Below are 16,289 nucleotides of genomic sequence, written 5' to 3'. Positions count from 1 at the left end.
GCGTTGTAAGGTTAAGCCTCACGGTTCATTAGTATCGGTTAGCTCAACGCATCGCTGCGCTTACACACCCGACCTATCAACGTCGTCGTCTTCAACGTTCCTTCAGGACCCTTAAAGGGTCAGGGAGAACTCATCTCGGGGCAAGTTTCGTGCTTAGATGCTTTCAGCACTTATCTTTTCCGCATTTAGCTACCGGGCAGTGCCATTGGCATGACAACCCGAACACCAGTGATGCGTCCACTCCGGTCCTCTCGTACTAGGAGCAGCCCCCCTCAATTCTCCAGCGCCCACGGCAGATAGGGACCGAACTGTCTCACGACGTTCTAAACCCAGCTCGCGTACCACTTTAAATGGCGAACAGCCATACCCTTGGGACCTACTTCAGCCCCAGGATGTGATGAGCCGACATCGAGGTGCCAAACACCGCCGTCGATATGAACTCTTGGGCGGTATCAGCCTGTTATCCCCGGAGTACCTTTTATCCGTTGAGCGATGGCCCTTCCATTCAGAACCACCGGATCACTATGACCTGCTTTCGCACCTGCTCGAGCCGTCACTCTCGCAGTCAAGCTAGCTTATGCCATTGCACTAACCTCCTGATGTCCGACCAGGATTAGCTAACCTTCGTGCTCCTCCGTTACTCTTTGGGAGGAGACCGCCCCAGTCAAACTACCCACCAGACACTGTCCGCAACCCGGATCACGGGTCTACGTTAGAACACCAGCCATTAAAGGGTGGTATTTCAAGGACGGCTCCACGCAGACTGGCGTCCACGCTTCAAAGCCTCCCACCTATCCTACACATCAAGGACCAGTGTTCAGTGTCAAGCTATAGTAAAGGTTCACGGGGTCTTTCCGTCTTGCCGCGGGTACACTGCATCTTCACAGCGAGTTCAATTTCACTGAGTCTCGGGTGGAGACAGCCTGGCCATCATTACGCCATTCGTGCAGGTCGGAACTTACCCGACAAGGAATTTCGCTACCTTAGGACCGTTATAGTTACGGCCGCCGTTTACCGGGGCTTCGATCAAGAGCTTCGCGTTGCCGCTAACCCCATCAATTAACCTTCCGGCACCGGGCAGGCGTCACACCGTATACGTCCACTTTCGTGTTTGCACAGTGCTGTGTTTTTAATAAACAGTTGCAGCCAGCTGGTATCTTCGACTGATTTCAGCTCCACCCGCAGGGGCTTCACCTACATATCAGCGTGCCTTCTCCCGAAGTTACGGCACCATTTTGCCTAGTTCCTTCACCCGAGTTCTCTCAAGCGCCTTGGTATTCTCTACCTGACCACCTGTGTCGGTTTGGGGTACGATTTCGTGTTACCTGATGCTTAGAGGCTTTTCCTGGAAGCAGGGCATTTGTTACTTCAGCACCGTAGTGCCTCGTCATCACACCTCAGCGTTAAAAGGTACCGGATTTACCTGGAACCTCCGCCTACATGCTTAAACCGGGACAACCGTCGCCCGGCTAACATAGCCTTCTCCGTCCCCCCTTCGCAGCAACACCAAGTACAGGAATATTAACCTGTTTCCCATCGACTACGCCTTTCGGCCTCGCCTTAGGGGTCGACTCACCCTGCCCCGATTAACGTTGGACAGGAACCCTTGGTCTTCCGGCGAGCGGGCTTTTCACCCGCTTTATCGTTACTTATGTCAGCATTCGCACTTCTGATACCTCCAGCAACCCTCACAGGCCACCTTCAACGGCTTACAGAACGCTCCCCTACCCAACAACGCATAAGCGTCGCTGCCGCAGCTTCGGTGCATGGTTTAGCCCCGTTACATCTTCCGCGCAGGCCGACTCGACCAGTGAGCTATTACGCTTTCTTTAAATGATGGCTGCTTCTAAGCCAACATCCTGGCTGTCTGTGCCTTCCCACATCGTTTCCCACTTAACCATGACTTTGGGACCTTAGCTGGCGGTCTGGGTTGTTTCCCTCTTCACGACGGACGTTAGCACCCGCCGTGTGTCTCCCGTGATAACATTCTTCGGTATTCGTAGTTTGCATCGGGTTGGTAAGCCGGGATGGCCCCCTAGCCGAAACAGTGCTCTACCCCCGAAGATGAGTTCACGAGGCGCTACCTAAATAGCTTTCGGGGAGAACCAGCTATCTCCCGGTTTGATTGGCCTTTCACCCCCAGCCACAAGTCATCCGCTAATTTTTCAACATTAGTCGGTTCGGTCCTCCAGTTAGTGTTACCCAACCTTCAACCTGCCCATGGCTAGATCACCGGGTTTCGGGTCTATACCCTGCAACTTAACGCCCAGTTAAGACTCGGTTTCCCTTCGGCTCCCCTATACGGTTAACCTTGCTACAGAATATAAGTCGCTGACCCATTATACAAAAGGTACGCAGTCACACCACGAAGGTGCTCCCACTGCTTGTACGTACACGGTTTCAGGTTCTTTTTCACTCCCCTCGCCGGGGTTCTTTTCGCCTTTCCCTCACGGTACTGGTTCACTATCGGTCAGTCAGGAGTATTTAGCCTTGGAGGATGGTCCCCCCATATTCAGACAGGATACCACGTGTCCCGCCCTACTCTTCGAGTTCACAACCTGTGTGCTTTCGTGTACGGGACTGTCACCCTGTACCGTGCGACTTTCCAGACGCTTCCACTAACACACAAGCTGATTCAGACTCTGGGCTGCTCCCCGTTCGCTCGCCGCTACTGGGGGAATCTCGGTTGATTTCTTTTCCTCGGGGTACTTAGATGTTTCAGTTCCCCCGGTTCGCCTCGTTAACCTATGTATTCAGTTAACGATAGTGTGTCGGAACACACTGGGTTTCCCCATTCGGACATCGCCGGGTCAAAGGTTCATATCACCTCGCCGGCGCTTTTCGCAGATTAGCACGTCCTTCATCGCCTCTGACTGCCAGGGCATCCACCGTGTACGCTTAGTCGCTTAACCTCACAACCCGAAGATGTTTCACTTCATGATTGCGAAAATTTGAGAGACTCGAACACACATAAAATGTGTGTCGTTTCAATTTTCAGCTTGATCCAGATTTTTAAAGAGCAAATATCTCAAACAAGACTCGTAAGTCTGTTTTGAGATATGACGGCAGGTGACTTTCACTCACGAACCAGCAAGTGGCGTCCCCTAGGGGATTCGAACCCCTGTTACCGCCGTGAAAGGGCGGTGTCCTGGGCCTCTAGACGAAGGGGACACTGAAGTCTCAATCGCAAGACGCCTTGCTATTTACTTTTCATCAGACAATCTGTGTGAGCACTGCAAAGGCAGGTTCTTTAAGGTAAGGAGGTGATCCAACCGCAGGTTCCCCTACGGTTACCTTGTTACGACTTCACCCCAGTCATGAATCACAAAGTGGTAAGCGCCCTCCCGAAGGTTAAGCTACCTACTTCTTTTGCAACCCACTCCCATGGTGTGACGGGCGGTGTGTACAAGGCCCGGGAACGTATTCACCGTAGCATTCTGATCTACGATTACTAGCGATTCCGACTTCATGGAGTCGAGTTGCAGACTCCAATCCGGACTACGACGCACTTTATGAGGTCCGCTTGCTCTCGCGAGGTCGCTTCTCTTTGTATGCGCCATTGTAGCACGTGTGTAGCCCTACTCGTAAGGGCCATGATGACTTGACGTCATCCCCACCTTCCTCCAGTTTATCACTGGCAGTCTCCTTTGAGTTCCCGGCCTAACCGCTGGCAACAAAGGATAAGGGTTGCGCTCGTTGCGGGACTTAACCCAACATTTCACAACACGAGCTGACGACAGCCATGCAGCACCTGTCTCAGAGTTCCCGAAGGCACCAATCCATCTCTGGAAAGTTCTCTGGATGTCAAGAGTAGGTAAGGTTCTTCGCGTTGCATCGAATTAAACCACATGCTCCACCGCTTGTGCGGGCCCCCGTCAATTCATTTGAGTTTTAACCTTGCGGCCGTACTCCCCAGGCGGTCGACTTAACGCGTTAGCTCCGGAAGCCACGCCTCAAGGGCACAACCTCCAAGTCGACATCGTTTACGGCGTGGACTACCAGGGTATCTAATCCTGTTTGCTCCCCACGCTTTCGCACCTGAGCGTCAGTCTTTGTCCAGGGGGCCGCCTTCGCCACCGGTATTCCTCCAGATCTCTACGCATTTCACCGCTACACCTGGAATTCTACCCCCCTCTACAAGACTCTAGCCTGCCAGTTTCGAATGCAGTTCCCAGGTTGAGCCCGGGGATTTCACATCCGACTTGACAGACCGCCTGCGTGCGCTTTACGCCCAGTAATTCCGATTAACGCTTGCACCCTCCGTATTACCGCGGCTGCTGGCACGGAGTTAGCCGGTGCTTCTTCTGCGGGTAACGTCAATTGCTGAGGTTATTAGCCTCAACACCTTCCTCCCCGCTGAAAGTACTTTACAACCCGAAGGCCTTCTTCATACACGCGGCATGGCTGCATCAGGCTTGCGCCCATTGTGCAATATTCCCCACTGCTGCCTCCCGTAGGAGTCTGGACCGTGTCTCAGTTCCAGTGTGGCTGGTCATCCTCTCAGACCAGCTAGGGATCGTCGCCTAGGTGAGCCGTTACCCCACCTACTAGCTAATCCCATCTGGGCACATCTGATGGCAAGAGGCCCGAAGGTCCCCCTCTTTGGTCTTGCGACGTTATGCGGTATTAGCTACCGTTTCCAGTAGTTATCCCCCTCCATCAGGCAGTTTCCCAGACATTACTCACCCGTCCGCCGCTCGTCACCCGAGGAGCAAGCTCCTCTGTGCTACCGCTCGACTTGCATGTGTTAGGCCTGCCGCCAGCGTTCAATCTGAGCCATGATCAAACTCTTCAATTTAAGTTTGATGCTCGTGAATTAAACTTCGTAATGAATTACGTATGTTCACTCAGAGACTTGGTATTCATTTATTGTCCGAAGACATTAAGAATCCATGTCACTTTGAGTGCCCACACAGATTGTCTGATAAATTGTTAAAGAGCAGTGCAACGCGGCTTTCGCTCACCGTTGCGAGGTGGCGTATATTACGCTTTCCTCTTTCAGAGTCAACCCGTTATTTCAGGATTTTTTCTCTTCAACCGAACCGGCTGTTTGTGAAGTGATTCACATCCGCCGTGTCGATGGAGGCGCATTATAGGGAGTTCTCAGCGGGCCGCAACCGCTAAATGACAGAAAAATGACTGACTGCTGCATTCCACAGCAAAACCTCGCCTTATACCCATTTATGCACAAAGTTATCCACAATCAGGAACGGATCGCAGTGCGATCTCACGAATTGAGCAGGAAGATCAACTATACTAGCGGCAAATATTCTCCTCTGTGCAGGCCCTTCTTCATGACTACACAACGCCTCACCCGTGACTGGCGTCTCCCTACCGCTGGGCTGATGCTGCTGGCAATTCTCTTTGCCGGTTTTACCCTACATGCGCACTGGAACGCTTTTATTCAGTGGTGTCTTGCCACGCAAATTACGCTGCACCGTTATCTGGTGATGTATCTGCTGCAGCTTAATAATCACCAGTACAGCGGCGGACTATGGCTGTTAACGGGCGCTTTCCTTTATGGCGTCCTTCACGCTATCGGACCCGGTCATGGAAAATTCATCGTGACGACCTATCTGACCACCAATAAGGAAAGCGAGCTGGCCGCCCGGGTCGTCCCCTTCCTGGGAAGCCTGATGCAGGGCGTGAGCGCCATTCTATTCGTCTTCATTCTGGCAGTGGGGTTCAACCTCGCCTCAGGCGATATCAGTACCAGCCGCTGGTATGTAGAGAAGATAAGCGCAGTGCTTATCGGCGCCTTCGGCGCATTCGTCATTTATCAGGCGCTGAAGAGCCTGCGCCCGCGCAGGTTGACGATTTCCGCCATTAAGCCGCTACATCATCATGATGAACGCTGTGGATGCGGCCATCATGGCGTGGGAGTAAACCTGACGGAAGGTGACTGGAAGACGCGCCTGGGCGTCATTCTGGCGATTGGCGCACGGCCGTGCAGCGGGGCGATCATGATTCTGATGTTTTCGAATGCGCTGGGGATTGTCACCTGGGGGATGGCCGCGGTCATGACCATGTCTTTGGGCACCGCGCTGTCTATTATGGGGCTTTCGCTGGTGGTACGTTACGCCCGCGAGCGCACGGTGGCATGGTTCGGAGAAAGCGCCTCATTAAGATGGCTCGTGCCGGCAGTCAAACTAGCCGGAGGGATAGTCCTGATCCTGTTCGCAACGGTGCTGTTCCTGACGGTGATCCCCATCAGCGCCAACGGCGACTACATCGCTGCCGGATGCTAATAAAAGAAAACCCGCCATTGGCGGGTTTTCTTTATAACGCGTTTACTCGTTAATGCGTGGATGCTGGTCCACCAGTCGGGAGCGTTTTTTCTGCAGCTCTTCAATCTCTGCGTCGATATCCTCAATCTTCTGCTCTACGTTATCGTAGTGCTCACGCAGGATCTCTTTCGCTTCCTGGATATCCGACGCCGCAGGCGTTGCGCCTTTGAGAGGACGATTCGCCGTCTCCTTCATGGTAATACCGGTAATCAAACCAATCACCGCGATCACCATCAGATAATAAGCCGGCATCATCAGGTTCTGGGTACTCTCTACCAGAGAAGCGGCCAGCGTCGGGGTCAGACCGGCAATCAGCACCGAGATGTTGAAGGCCGCGGCCAGCGCGCTGTAGCGAATGTGGGTCGGGAACATCGCGGGTAACGTTGAGGCCATCACCCCGATAAAGCAGTTAAGGATCACCGCCAGCATCAGCAGACCGGCAAAAATCAGCCCCAGCACGTCGCTGTTAATCAGGATGAAAGCCGGAATTGCCAGGGCAAACAGCGCAACGCTCCCCAGGATAATGAACGGTCGACGGCCAAAGCGGTCGCTCAGCAGGCCCATAATCGGCTGTACAAACAGCATACCGACCATGATGGCGATAATAATCAGCACACCGTGATCTTCCGAGTAGTGCAGGTTATGCGACAGATAGCTCGGCATGTAGGTCAACAGCATGTAGTAGGTCACGTTGGTCGAAATCACCAGACCAATACAGGTCAGCAGGCTGCGCCAGTGCTTAGTGGCAATCTCTTTGAACGAAACCTTCGGACCATCCTGCAGCCCTTCACGGTCACCCTGCTCCAGCTTATCGACGTGCTGCTGGAACGCAGGCGTCTCTTCAAGCGCATGACGCAGGTAGAGACCAATGATCCCCAGCGGCAAGGCCAGGAAGAACGGGATACGCCAGCCCCAGTCGAGGAAGTTCTCTTCGCCCACGACGGTTGAAATCAGCACCACCACACCCGCGCCCAGGACAAACCCGGCAATGGAGCCAAAGTCCAGCCAGCTCCCCATAAAACCGCGCTTACGGTCGGGGGAATACTCGGCAACAAAGATCGAGGCGCCGGTATATTCACCGCCCACGGAGAAGCCCTGCGCCATCTTACAGATCAGCAGCAGAATGGGTGCCCAAATGCCGATGGTGGCATAAGACGGTATAAGACCGATACAGAATGTACTGATCGACATAATGACGATGGTAATAGCCAGAATCTTCTGACGACCATATTTATCGCCAAGCATACCGAAGAACAGACCGCCCAGCGGGCGAATCAGGAAGGGAACGGAGAACGTACCCAGTGCGGCAATCATCTGCAGGCTGGGATCGGCCCCGGGGAAAAATACTTTACCTAACGCATAGGCCACAAAGCCGTAGACACCAAAATCGAACCACTCCATCGCATTACCGAGCGACGCTGCGGTAATGGCTTTACGCAGTTTTGCATCATCAATAATGGTGACGTCGCGAAGCGTGATGGGTTTAACCTTTTTCCTTCTCAGCATAGCTATCCTCGTTGACTCGGCCCTGTCTGTTTCACAGTCCAGCGTGCGTACTGTGAACCATGGCATTCGCTCCATGCGAATCGCCTTATTCAAGCGTAGCAGGTTTACTTACATTGACGATTCCCGTCGATACAACCGAACCTGTTGACGCCTGCCCGGGCAGTTAATGACCTTTTTACCCTACCAGCGTTTATATTTGTGATCAACTTCACACATATTTCGACATCTGGTCAGCACAGTCCATTTTTTGTCAAGAAGCGCAAATAGGCACTTCCTTATCCCACCTAAATAACATCCTCACGTGCGTCATTATTTCTTCCCTAACAAAAAAACAAACCACGTTAATTCACACCAGGTTTACATAAATTTCAATCCACAGAAACCGGCCTCAATGTTTACATTGAATATGTGACAAAGATAACTAAAACAATGTTTTATTTTCATTGAATCAATATTCCAATGATCGCATGATAAATCCGAATACAGCGTTTTATGTGTTTTCGAAAGAGCTTAATCGAAAGCACTCATTTAATTATGCTGCAGGGTTATCAAAAAACACCACAGGCAATAAGAGCAAACAATTGAATTTATTGACTAATTTTTAGCACCTATCACCCATCCTGCGGGATCCGATGTGAGGTTTGTTTATGAAGATTAAAGCGACGATAGAACGCATACCGGGCGGTATGATGCTGGTTCCGCTGGTACTGGGGGCGATCCTGAATACGCTTGCTCCGGAGACCGGAGCTTATTTTGGGGGTTTCACTAAAGGCATGATAACCGGCACGGTTCCCATTCTTGCCGTCTGGTTTTTTTGTATCGGCGCATCCATTAATTTGCGGGCAACGGGTACCGTATTACGAAAATCCGGCACGCTGGTCATAACCAAAATAGCGGTTGCCTGGGTTGTCGCCATGATATGTGCGATGTTCATTCCGGAGAATGGAATTCAGACGGGGTTCTTCGCGGGTTTATCGGTGCTGGCGATTGTCTCGGCGATGGATATGACCAACGGCGGGCTGTACGCCAGCCTGATGAACCAGTACGGAACGAAGGAAGAGTCCGGCGCATTTGTGCTGATGTCTCTGGAATCCGGCCCGCTGATGACGATGCTTATTCTCGGGTCTGCTGGCCTGGCGTCGTTTGAACCCCACCACTTTGTTGGCGCAATCCTGCCCTTCCTGATCGGTTTCGCCCTCGGAAATCTCGATCGCGATCTGCGTGATTTCTTCAGCAAAGCCACGCCGGTGCTCATCCCGTTCTTTGGCTTTGCGCTGGGCAACACCATCAACCTGAACGTGATCCTTGATACGGGCCTGTTGGGTATTGTGCTGGGCGTTGCGGTCATCATCATCACCGGTATCCCGCTGATTATTGCCGACCGCGTGATTGGCGGAGGAAACGGCACGGCGGGCGTCGCCGCCTCTTCAGCCGCAGGTGCTGCCGTCGCAAACCCGGTGATTATTGCTCAGATTAACCCGGCCTTCGAACCGGTAGCCGCTTCTGCAACGGCACTGGTTGCCGCCAGCGTAATTGTCACCGCGATTCTGGTCCCCATCATCACGGCGCTGTATGCGAAACGCTACGGGAATATGCAAGAGACCCTGCCAGAACCGAAACCAATAGAAATGAATCATTAACAAACCGCACCAAACCATCCCCTCTCCCCTCCGGGGAGAGGGTTAGGGTGAGGGGCAAGGGTTCACCCAAAAATCTCTTCCACCATCCCGTCCACCAGCCGTTTTGCCGAGCAGAGCCTCGGCATCCCCAGCGCGACGGTCTGCCAGTTTTGCGTCACTGACCAGCTCAACGGATGTTTGTCCGCCTGACACCAGTCCCCCAGCCAGCCCAGCATGTCTTTATGATCGATTAATCCCGGAGAAGCTGGCGTTGTTAGCCACTGATGATAGAAATGGCGGGTCGTGGGTGACGCATTGATGCCCTGCGCCAGATAGTTAGCCGCCATGCTGCGCAGGTTATCCTTAAGCATTGCGGACACATCTTCATTCGCCAGGCGGCATGCATCACCGAATGCCCCCCAGCGCAGCTCTTCCAGGACGATAAAACAGCGCCCGGCCAGCGACCAGCCATCATAATGCCCCGCCCGCCAGCGGGTAAAAATCTGCTCGCTATGCTCGCCCGCCTGCACCGTCAGCCCGCGCTGGGTCAGCGCCTTTTCTTTCCAGGCAGCGCGCTGGGTAAAATGAGAAGCGAGTTCAGCGTACTGCTGCATCAGCCCGGGGGACTGCTGGGCGCGAGGATGCGTTTGCTGGCGCAAAGCAATCAGTTTCTCTGCCATCAGCCTCAGCGCGAGATGCCCCGGGTCAAGCATGCCGGCCAATTTTTCCGCCAGCCCCAGGCGCAGCGCTGCATTCTCGTTGAGCATACCCGCCATCGCCCAGGGGCGTAACCGGGTATGCGTCATGATTTCCTGCGTCAGGCGTTCACGAAACTGAAGCTGCTGTGGTCCCATATGAGGTTGACGCGACGCGTCTACCCCCTGCACCAGATCGACCATAAATTTTGGATTAATACATTCGAGCGTTCGCCCGGGGCCGTCCAGTAGTGGTGTTGTCATGGTTGCTCTGCCGCGAATAGAGTTTGAATATCATCGCGTAACAGTCGGGTATCTTCCTGTATCCACGTCGCAGTAGTAATGCTTTGCTTCAACAGCTGACAGAGCGCTCGGGTTGAATGCTCATTCTGTTGACGCACTGCGAGGCTATCACGCAAGCTTTCCTGTAACCCGGTCAGGCACAACGAAAATTCTGCAAAGAACGTTGCCATTCCTGCCGTAACAGAGACATCGACCTGCGCGGACAAAGCTTTACCTATTTGTTCACAAAACTGCTCAATATGTTGCTTAAATTTGTCATGCAACTGCGCAATGTCGATAACATAGCGCGTGCGCGTTTCCACATACTCATCCCAGCCCCAGCCCGGATTATTGAGCCAGCGAGAGACCGTTTCTCGCATACTGCTCCCGCCTGATGGCCGAACGGCCTGACTGTCATCCTGCGCTATCGCATCGTTAAACAGCGCCCGCGTATTGAAGTTAAGCTGGCTCGCCTGAAACGCCGGGAAACTGATCCGCGCCCGAAAACCCGCGTGGCTCAGATGCGCTTTAATACGCGTTTCGATGGGGCGCATGGCTTCGTTCAGGGAGCGCGCCAGCGTAGACTCCAGCTGATCGAAGCGTAACGCCAGCTCCCGGCAGATCTTCGTCTGTGCCTCCAGCATCACGCGCTCGCAGGAGGAGCGGATTTTATTCAGCGCGATCTGCGCCTGCCCTTCATCGTCCAGAACCAGCTGCTTCAGCTCGTGCGGCCCATCATCGTGAGGGGTTTGCCGATCGATACCTGCCACATCAAGAAGGTGCTGAGCGCTGAACACCTGGTCAATGGCCTGATTAAGCGCGGCTTTCTGGGCCCCCATAAAGTCCGCGGTGGCGTTCAGCGCCTCCTCAACTTCATGTTTCACCTCATCGCTCACCGCGGTCTGACGCGTCTGCAGAAGCGCCATGTCCTCTTCCAGACGTGCGATATTCATTTCCAGCGCCTCAAAGGCCACCGTCAGCCCCTGATAGCGGAAGTCGAGGTACTCCCGCGCATTTTGTGCGTAGTTAAGTAGCTTGTGCGAGGCCGAACGTAGCGCGTAGAGCGAGGCATTGGCATAGGCGGCGTGGATCAATTTGCGTATGGGCTGTTCGAATAGCGAATCTTCCCAGAGCAAATCGGCGGAGTGACGAAGATGGTCGATATCCTCCAGGTCCGCCGTACGCCAGCGACGCCCAAGGGCAGCTTCGGCAAAATCCTGCACCCAGGGCTGCTCCTGATGATCCGGCAGTCGTCCGCGGGCATTCATCTCGTAGCGAGCACGGTTCGCCAGATACGCCCACATGGACGACACGGGGTAGATCTGGCCTGGCGAAATATTGCCTTTCATTAACGTGCCGGAGATCATCGCCCGGACCTGCTCTTCATCGTCGCTATTGCGATCTTTCTGATCGAATTTGTTGACCAGCGCATACAGCGGCACTGATTTTCCCGCCGCGGAAATGGCCTGGCGAACTTCTTCATCGGAGATGGATTTAAGCTGGGTATAATCCATCACGGCCAGCACCGCCGACGCGCGGGACAGCTGCTCGCTGAGCATTTTTTGCAGATGCGGCTGTCCGGCCTCATTCGGCCCGGGCGTATCGAGCAGCGTCAGCTGACCGAGATGCGCATCCAGCCCCGCGAGATGCACAAACTCCACTTCAATCACCGGGATATGCTCGATAGCCGCATATTCAGAGAACGGAAACGCCACGCCTAACGCCTGGGATAGCCTCACCAGATCGTTGAGGCTTTTCAGACAATGAAATATCGGCTGCGCGCCCAGGTGATGTTTCTCAAACGCTTCGCCTTTTTCAATGCGCTCCAGCAGCGTATTCATGTCTTTATCAATTTCCAGACGATGGGCCAGCTTCCCGCGATCGTAATCGCACAGCTTTTTCTGCAGAAGTTGAATCAATTCATCAATGGGCGAAGCATGGGAGAAATGCAGCACCGGATCCTTCTGTCCCGGCGTATGGCGAATCAGGGTAGGCAGCGCCGTCATCGGACGATTGCGGTTCGGCAGCACTTCGGTACCCACAATTGCATTAATGGTGGTCGATTTCCCCGCTTTCATGGTACCCACAATCGCCAGAACCATTTCCAGCCGGGTTATTTTGCGTAATTCATTATTCAGCATCGCCTGCTGCGCTTCGACACCGCGCGCGCTAAAATGCAAAGGTAAAACGTTGCTCTTTTCACCCGTAATGGCAGCCGCTGTGCTCTCCAGCATTGCAGTCGGCATTGATTTCAACGTATCAAGATTTTGCAGGGCGAGCTGTAACAAACGCTCAGCTTCCTGGCTTAATTCAAAAATGGTCTGTGTGTGCATGATAAAAGCCTTTCCTTAACGCAAATTTATTACTTTTATTAAGCCACTGGTTTTAATTATGTTGTTCAGGCTTATATGATCACGTGTGGAAAACATGTTCGCCGAAATATAACTGATTGAAGATAATCAGAAATAATTCACTATCCTTGCATGGCGTGTATAGCTCCCCTCCAGGCCTGACAGCCAAAGGAAAAAAGCGTAGCCCATTTTTAAGAAACTTCAGGATATATCATCATTATTTACCCCACCTAAAAAGAGAGGTAATACGCCGCTGCCATAAGATATGTCTGACAGCAAAGTCAGGAGATAAATAACAATGTGTCGCTTCACCTTATCCGAAATGGAGGAGCGTAGCAATTTGCCGCAATAAAATATTCGATATATTTAGCATCCATTCTTTCCACCGTGTTAATGACGTAAGCATGGCTTAACTGACTGACAGGAAGTGTCACTGTCGATACGCTTATCGCCTTTTTTTTAATTCACAATGTCACCGACAAACGTGTGGATTTACGCTATACTTGCCGCCTTTTTCGGCACGCTGCCGTCATTTAGCTGGCACTTTCCAGCGCGTTAACACTTTTGAGGATACCGATATGTCACTCCCACACTGCCCAAAATGCAATTCTGAATACACCTATGAAGATAACGGCATGTTCATCTGCCCGGAATGCGCTCACGAATGGAATGATGCCGAACCATCACACGACGCTGATACTCTTGTCGTCAAAGATGCCAACGGCAATCTGCTGGCGGACGGCGACAGCGTTACCGTGATTAAAGATCTGAAAGTGAAAGGCAGTTCTTCCATGCTGAAGATTGGCACCAAAGTGAAGAATATCCGTCTGGTTGAAGGCGATCATAATATCGACTGCAAAATTGACGGCTTCGGTCCGATGAAGCTGAAATCTGAGTTCGTGAAAAAGAACTGATTTCTCTTTTTTGTAGGCCGGATAAGCGCAGCGCATCCGGCAAAAGCGCCCGGTGGCGCTTCGCTTACCGGGCCTACAACAGCTAAACTTAACGGGCATTTCTTACGTGAGGTAAAGATTATGCCGTTAAGTCCCTACATCTCGTTTGCCGGCAACTGCGCAGAGGCCACCGCCTTCTACCAGCAGGCCGTCGGCGCAGAGCTTCTCTATAAAATCACATTCGGCGAAATGCCAAAAAGCGAAAACAGCGAAGAAGGCTGTCCGTCCGGTATGCAATTTCCGGATTCGGCTATCGCTCACTCCAACGTCCGCATTGCGGGCAGCGATATCATGATGAGCGACGGGATGCCGCCCGGCAGCCACGCGCAGTACGCGGGTTTCACGCTGGTTCTCGACACCCAGGATGTGTCCGAAGGCAAGCGCTGGTTTGAGAGCCTTGCCGCGGGCGGGAATATCGAAATGGCCTGGCAGGAAACCTTCTGGGCGCACGGTTTCGGCAAAGTCACCGATAAATACGGCGTGCCGTGGATGATTAACGTCGTTAAGCAACACCAAACGTCGTAGGCCGGATAAGCGCAGCGCAGCCGGCAACAGCGCCCGGTGGCGCTGCGCTGACCGGGCCTACGGTGATTGTCATCAAACTCCCCTCAACTCTTCAAACTCCCGCAACCCAGACTTAACCCAAATGTCATATTGATGCGCCAGCATGAGGCCACATTTATCGTGAGGCCCAGCACATGCAAACCGTCATCCGCGTCGAGAAACTGAGCAAGACCTTCCATCACAACAAGGCTCTGCATGCCGTTGATCTGACCGTCCAGCAGGGCGAAATGGTGGCGCTGCTGGGGCCATCCGGTTCGGGTAAATCCACCCTCCTGCGCCATTTGAGCGGTCTAATCACCTGCGATAAAACGCCGGAAAGCCACGTCGAGCTGCTGGGCAATACCGTGCAGCGCGCGGGGCGTCTCACCAGCGACATCCGCAAGAGCCGCGCCCAGACGGGCTACATCTTCCAGCAGTTCAACCTGGTGAACCGCCTCACGGTGCTGGATAACGTGCTGATTGGCGCGCTGGGCAGCACCCCGTTCTGGCGCACCTGTCTGCGCTGGTTCTCCCCCTCCCAGAAGCAGGAAGCCTTACGGGCGCTGACCCGCGTCGGCATGGCGCATTTCGCCCACCAGCGCGTGTCCACCCTGTCCGGCGGACAACAGCAGCGCGTGGCGATTGCGCGCGCGCTGATGCAGAAAGCGAAAATCATTCTCGCTGATGAACCCATTGCCTCGCTCGACCCGGAATCCGCCCGCATCGTGATGGAAACCCTGCGCGACATAAACCAGAACGACGGCATCACCGTGGTGGTTACGCTGCATCAGGTGGATTACGCCCTGCGCTACTGCGAACGCATTGTCGCCCTGCGTCAGGGGCACGTGTTCTTTGATGGCGCAAGCCATCAGTTTGATAACGAAAGGTTTGACCATCTCTACCGCAGCATTAACCGCGTCGAAGAGAACGCGCAGGCTGCTTAATTAACCCCGATCCGAGGAAAGTACATGAGCTACAAAGCCGTTGCCGCGCTGGCCTTTACCAGCATGTTCAGCATCAGCACCCTGTTAAGCCCAGCGTATGCGGAAGAGCAGGAAAAAGCGCTGAACTTCGGCATTATTTCGACGGAATCACAGCAGAACCTGAAGCCTCAGTGGGAACCGTTCCTGAAAGATATGGAAACCAAGCTGGGGATCAAAGTGAACGCCTTCTTCGCCCCGGACTACGCAGGCATCATCCAGGGGATGCGCTTCAATAAAGTGGACATCGCCTGGTACGGCAACCTCTCGGCCATGGAAGCGGTGGACCGCGCCAACGGCCAGGTCTTTGCCCAGACCGTCGCGGCAGATGGCTCCCCGGGCTACTGGAGCGTGCTGATCGTCAACAAAGACAGCCCGATCAACAACCTCAGCGACATGCTCGCCAAACGCAAAGAGCTGACCTTCGGCAACGGCGATCCGAACTCCACCTCCGGCTACCTTGTCCCTGGCTACTACGTCTTCGCGAAAAATAACGCCTCCGCCAGCGACTTCAAGCGCACCGTAAACGCCAGCCACGAAACCAACGCCCTGGCCGTGGCCAACAAGCAGGTGGACGTTGCCACTAACAATACCGAGAACCTCGACAAGCTGAAAACCTCAGCGCCGGACAAGCTGAAGGAGATCAAGGTTATCTGGAAGTCTCCGCTGATCCCCGGCGACCCGATCGTCTGGCGTAAAAACCTCTCCGAAAGCACCAAGGACAAGGTGTACGACTTCTTTATGACCTACGGCAAAACGCCGGAAGAGAAAGCGGTTCTGGAACGCCTGGGCTGGGCGCCGTTCCGCCCGTCAAGCGACCTGCAGCTGGTCCCGATTCGCCAGCTGGCGCTGTTTAAAGAGATGCAGGGCGTGAAGGACAACAAAGGGCTGAAGGACGAGGAGAAGACCAGCAAAGTGGCCGCCATTCAGGCCCAGCTGGAAGACCTCGACCGCCTGACCGCCGCGCTGGGTGCCATGACCAGCGTGAATAAAGCGGTGCAGTAGTTCTTTCCTCCCTCTCCCTGTGGGAGAGGGCCGGGGTGAGGGCATCAGCGCGCACGTTTCCCCTCACC

General features: G+C 53.8%; 9 protein-coding genes, 1 tRNA gene and 2 rRNA genes. 6 read left to right on the top strand and 6 right to left on the bottom strand.

The features are described 5' to 3' along the window. Positions 1-7: 7 nt before the first annotated feature. From FY206_RS01930 to FY206_RS01920, 3 genes are all read right to left on the bottom strand, one after another. Positions 8-2,912: ribosomal RNA gene (locus FY206_RS01930) — 23S ribosomal RNA — on the bottom strand. 183 nt (positions 2,913-3,095) lie between these two features. After that, positions 3,096-3,171, bottom strand: a tRNA-Glu gene (locus FY206_RS01925). An 85-nt stretch (positions 3,172-3,256) separates the two neighbouring features. Further along, a 16S ribosomal RNA gene (locus tag FY206_RS01920) occupies positions 3,257-4,798 on the bottom strand. Together the 16S and 23S rRNA genes with 1 tRNA gene alongside form the textbook arrangement of a ribosomal RNA operon. Before the next feature lie 496 nt (positions 4,799-5,294). Between FY206_RS01920 and FY206_RS01915 the strand changes: the two genes are divergently transcribed. Continuing rightward, positions 5,295-6,248: a nickel/cobalt transporter gene (locus FY206_RS01915; RefSeq protein WP_032644760.1), complete on the top strand. Its 954-nt coding sequence runs from the start codon at positions 5,295-5,297 to the stop codon at positions 6,246-6,248. Positions 6,249-6,290: 42 nt separating this feature from the next. On the opposite strand, the gene proP is transcribed toward FY206_RS01915, so the two are convergent. After that, positions 6,291-7,793, bottom strand: a complete 1,503-nt coding sequence (proP, locus tag FY206_RS01910; RefSeq protein WP_032644759.1) for a glycine betaine/L-proline transporter ProP — start codon at positions 7,791-7,793, stop codon at positions 6,291-6,293. A gap of 647 nt (positions 7,794-8,440) precedes the next feature. On the opposite strand from proP, the gene kdgT reads away from it, so the two are divergent. After that, complete coding sequence (gene kdgT, locus FY206_RS01905; protein WP_032644758.1) at positions 8,441-9,433, top strand: 2-keto-3-deoxygluconate transporter; 993 nt, start codon at positions 8,441-8,443, stop codon at positions 9,431-9,433. A 62-nt stretch (positions 9,434-9,495) separates the two neighbouring features. Here kdgT and FY206_RS01900 read toward each other — a convergent pair whose 3' ends face one another. Together FY206_RS01900 and crfC are read right to left on the bottom strand one after the other, a co-directional pair. Continuing rightward, positions 9,496-10,371, bottom strand: a complete 876-nt coding sequence (locus tag FY206_RS01900) for a diguanylate cyclase regulator RdcB family protein (protein ID WP_032644757.1) — start codon at positions 10,369-10,371, stop codon at positions 9,496-9,498. Continuing rightward, a complete protein-coding gene (gene crfC, locus FY206_RS01895; RefSeq protein ID WP_032644756.1) occupies positions 10,368-12,722 on the bottom strand; it encodes a clamp-binding protein CrfC in 2,355 nt (784 codons plus the stop codon). Before crfC ends, FY206_RS01900 begins: the two co-directional genes overlap by 4 nt. Before the next feature lie 596 nt (positions 12,723-13,318). Here crfC and FY206_RS01890 point away from each other — a divergent pair. From FY206_RS01890 to phnD, 4 genes are all read left to right on the top strand, one after another. Continuing rightward, entirely contained in the window at positions 13,319-13,654 is a 336-nt protein-coding gene (locus tag FY206_RS01890; protein ID WP_032644755.1) for a zinc ribbon domain-containing protein YjdM, read from the top strand. 120 nt (positions 13,655-13,774) lie between these two features. Next, positions 13,775-14,218: a VOC family metalloprotein YjdN gene (gene yjdN, locus FY206_RS01885; RefSeq protein ID WP_032644753.1), complete on the top strand. Its 444-nt coding sequence runs from the start codon at positions 13,775-13,777 to the stop codon at positions 14,216-14,218. A 173-nt stretch (positions 14,219-14,391) separates the two neighbouring features. After that, positions 14,392-15,180: a phosphonate ABC transporter ATP-binding protein gene (phnC, locus tag FY206_RS01880; RefSeq protein ID WP_045890673.1), complete on the top strand. Its 789-nt coding sequence runs from the start codon at positions 14,392-14,394 to the stop codon at positions 15,178-15,180. 24 nt (positions 15,181-15,204) lie between these two features. Beyond that, positions 15,205-16,221, top strand: coding sequence for a phosphonate ABC transporter substrate-binding protein (phnD, locus tag FY206_RS01875; RefSeq protein ID WP_032644752.1), 1,017 nt, complete (start codon positions 15,205-15,207; stop codon positions 16,219-16,221). The last annotated feature ends 68 nt before the right edge of the window (positions 16,222-16,289 follow it).

It is taken from the genome of Enterobacter chengduensis (assembly GCF_001984825.2).
In the GTDB taxonomy this organism is placed as follows: domain Bacteria; phylum Pseudomonadota; class Gammaproteobacteria; order Enterobacterales; family Enterobacteriaceae; genus Enterobacter; species Enterobacter chengduensis.
The sequence above is the reverse complement of the archived record's forward strand: the minus strand, read 5'-3'. Positions and strand labels throughout refer to the sequence as shown.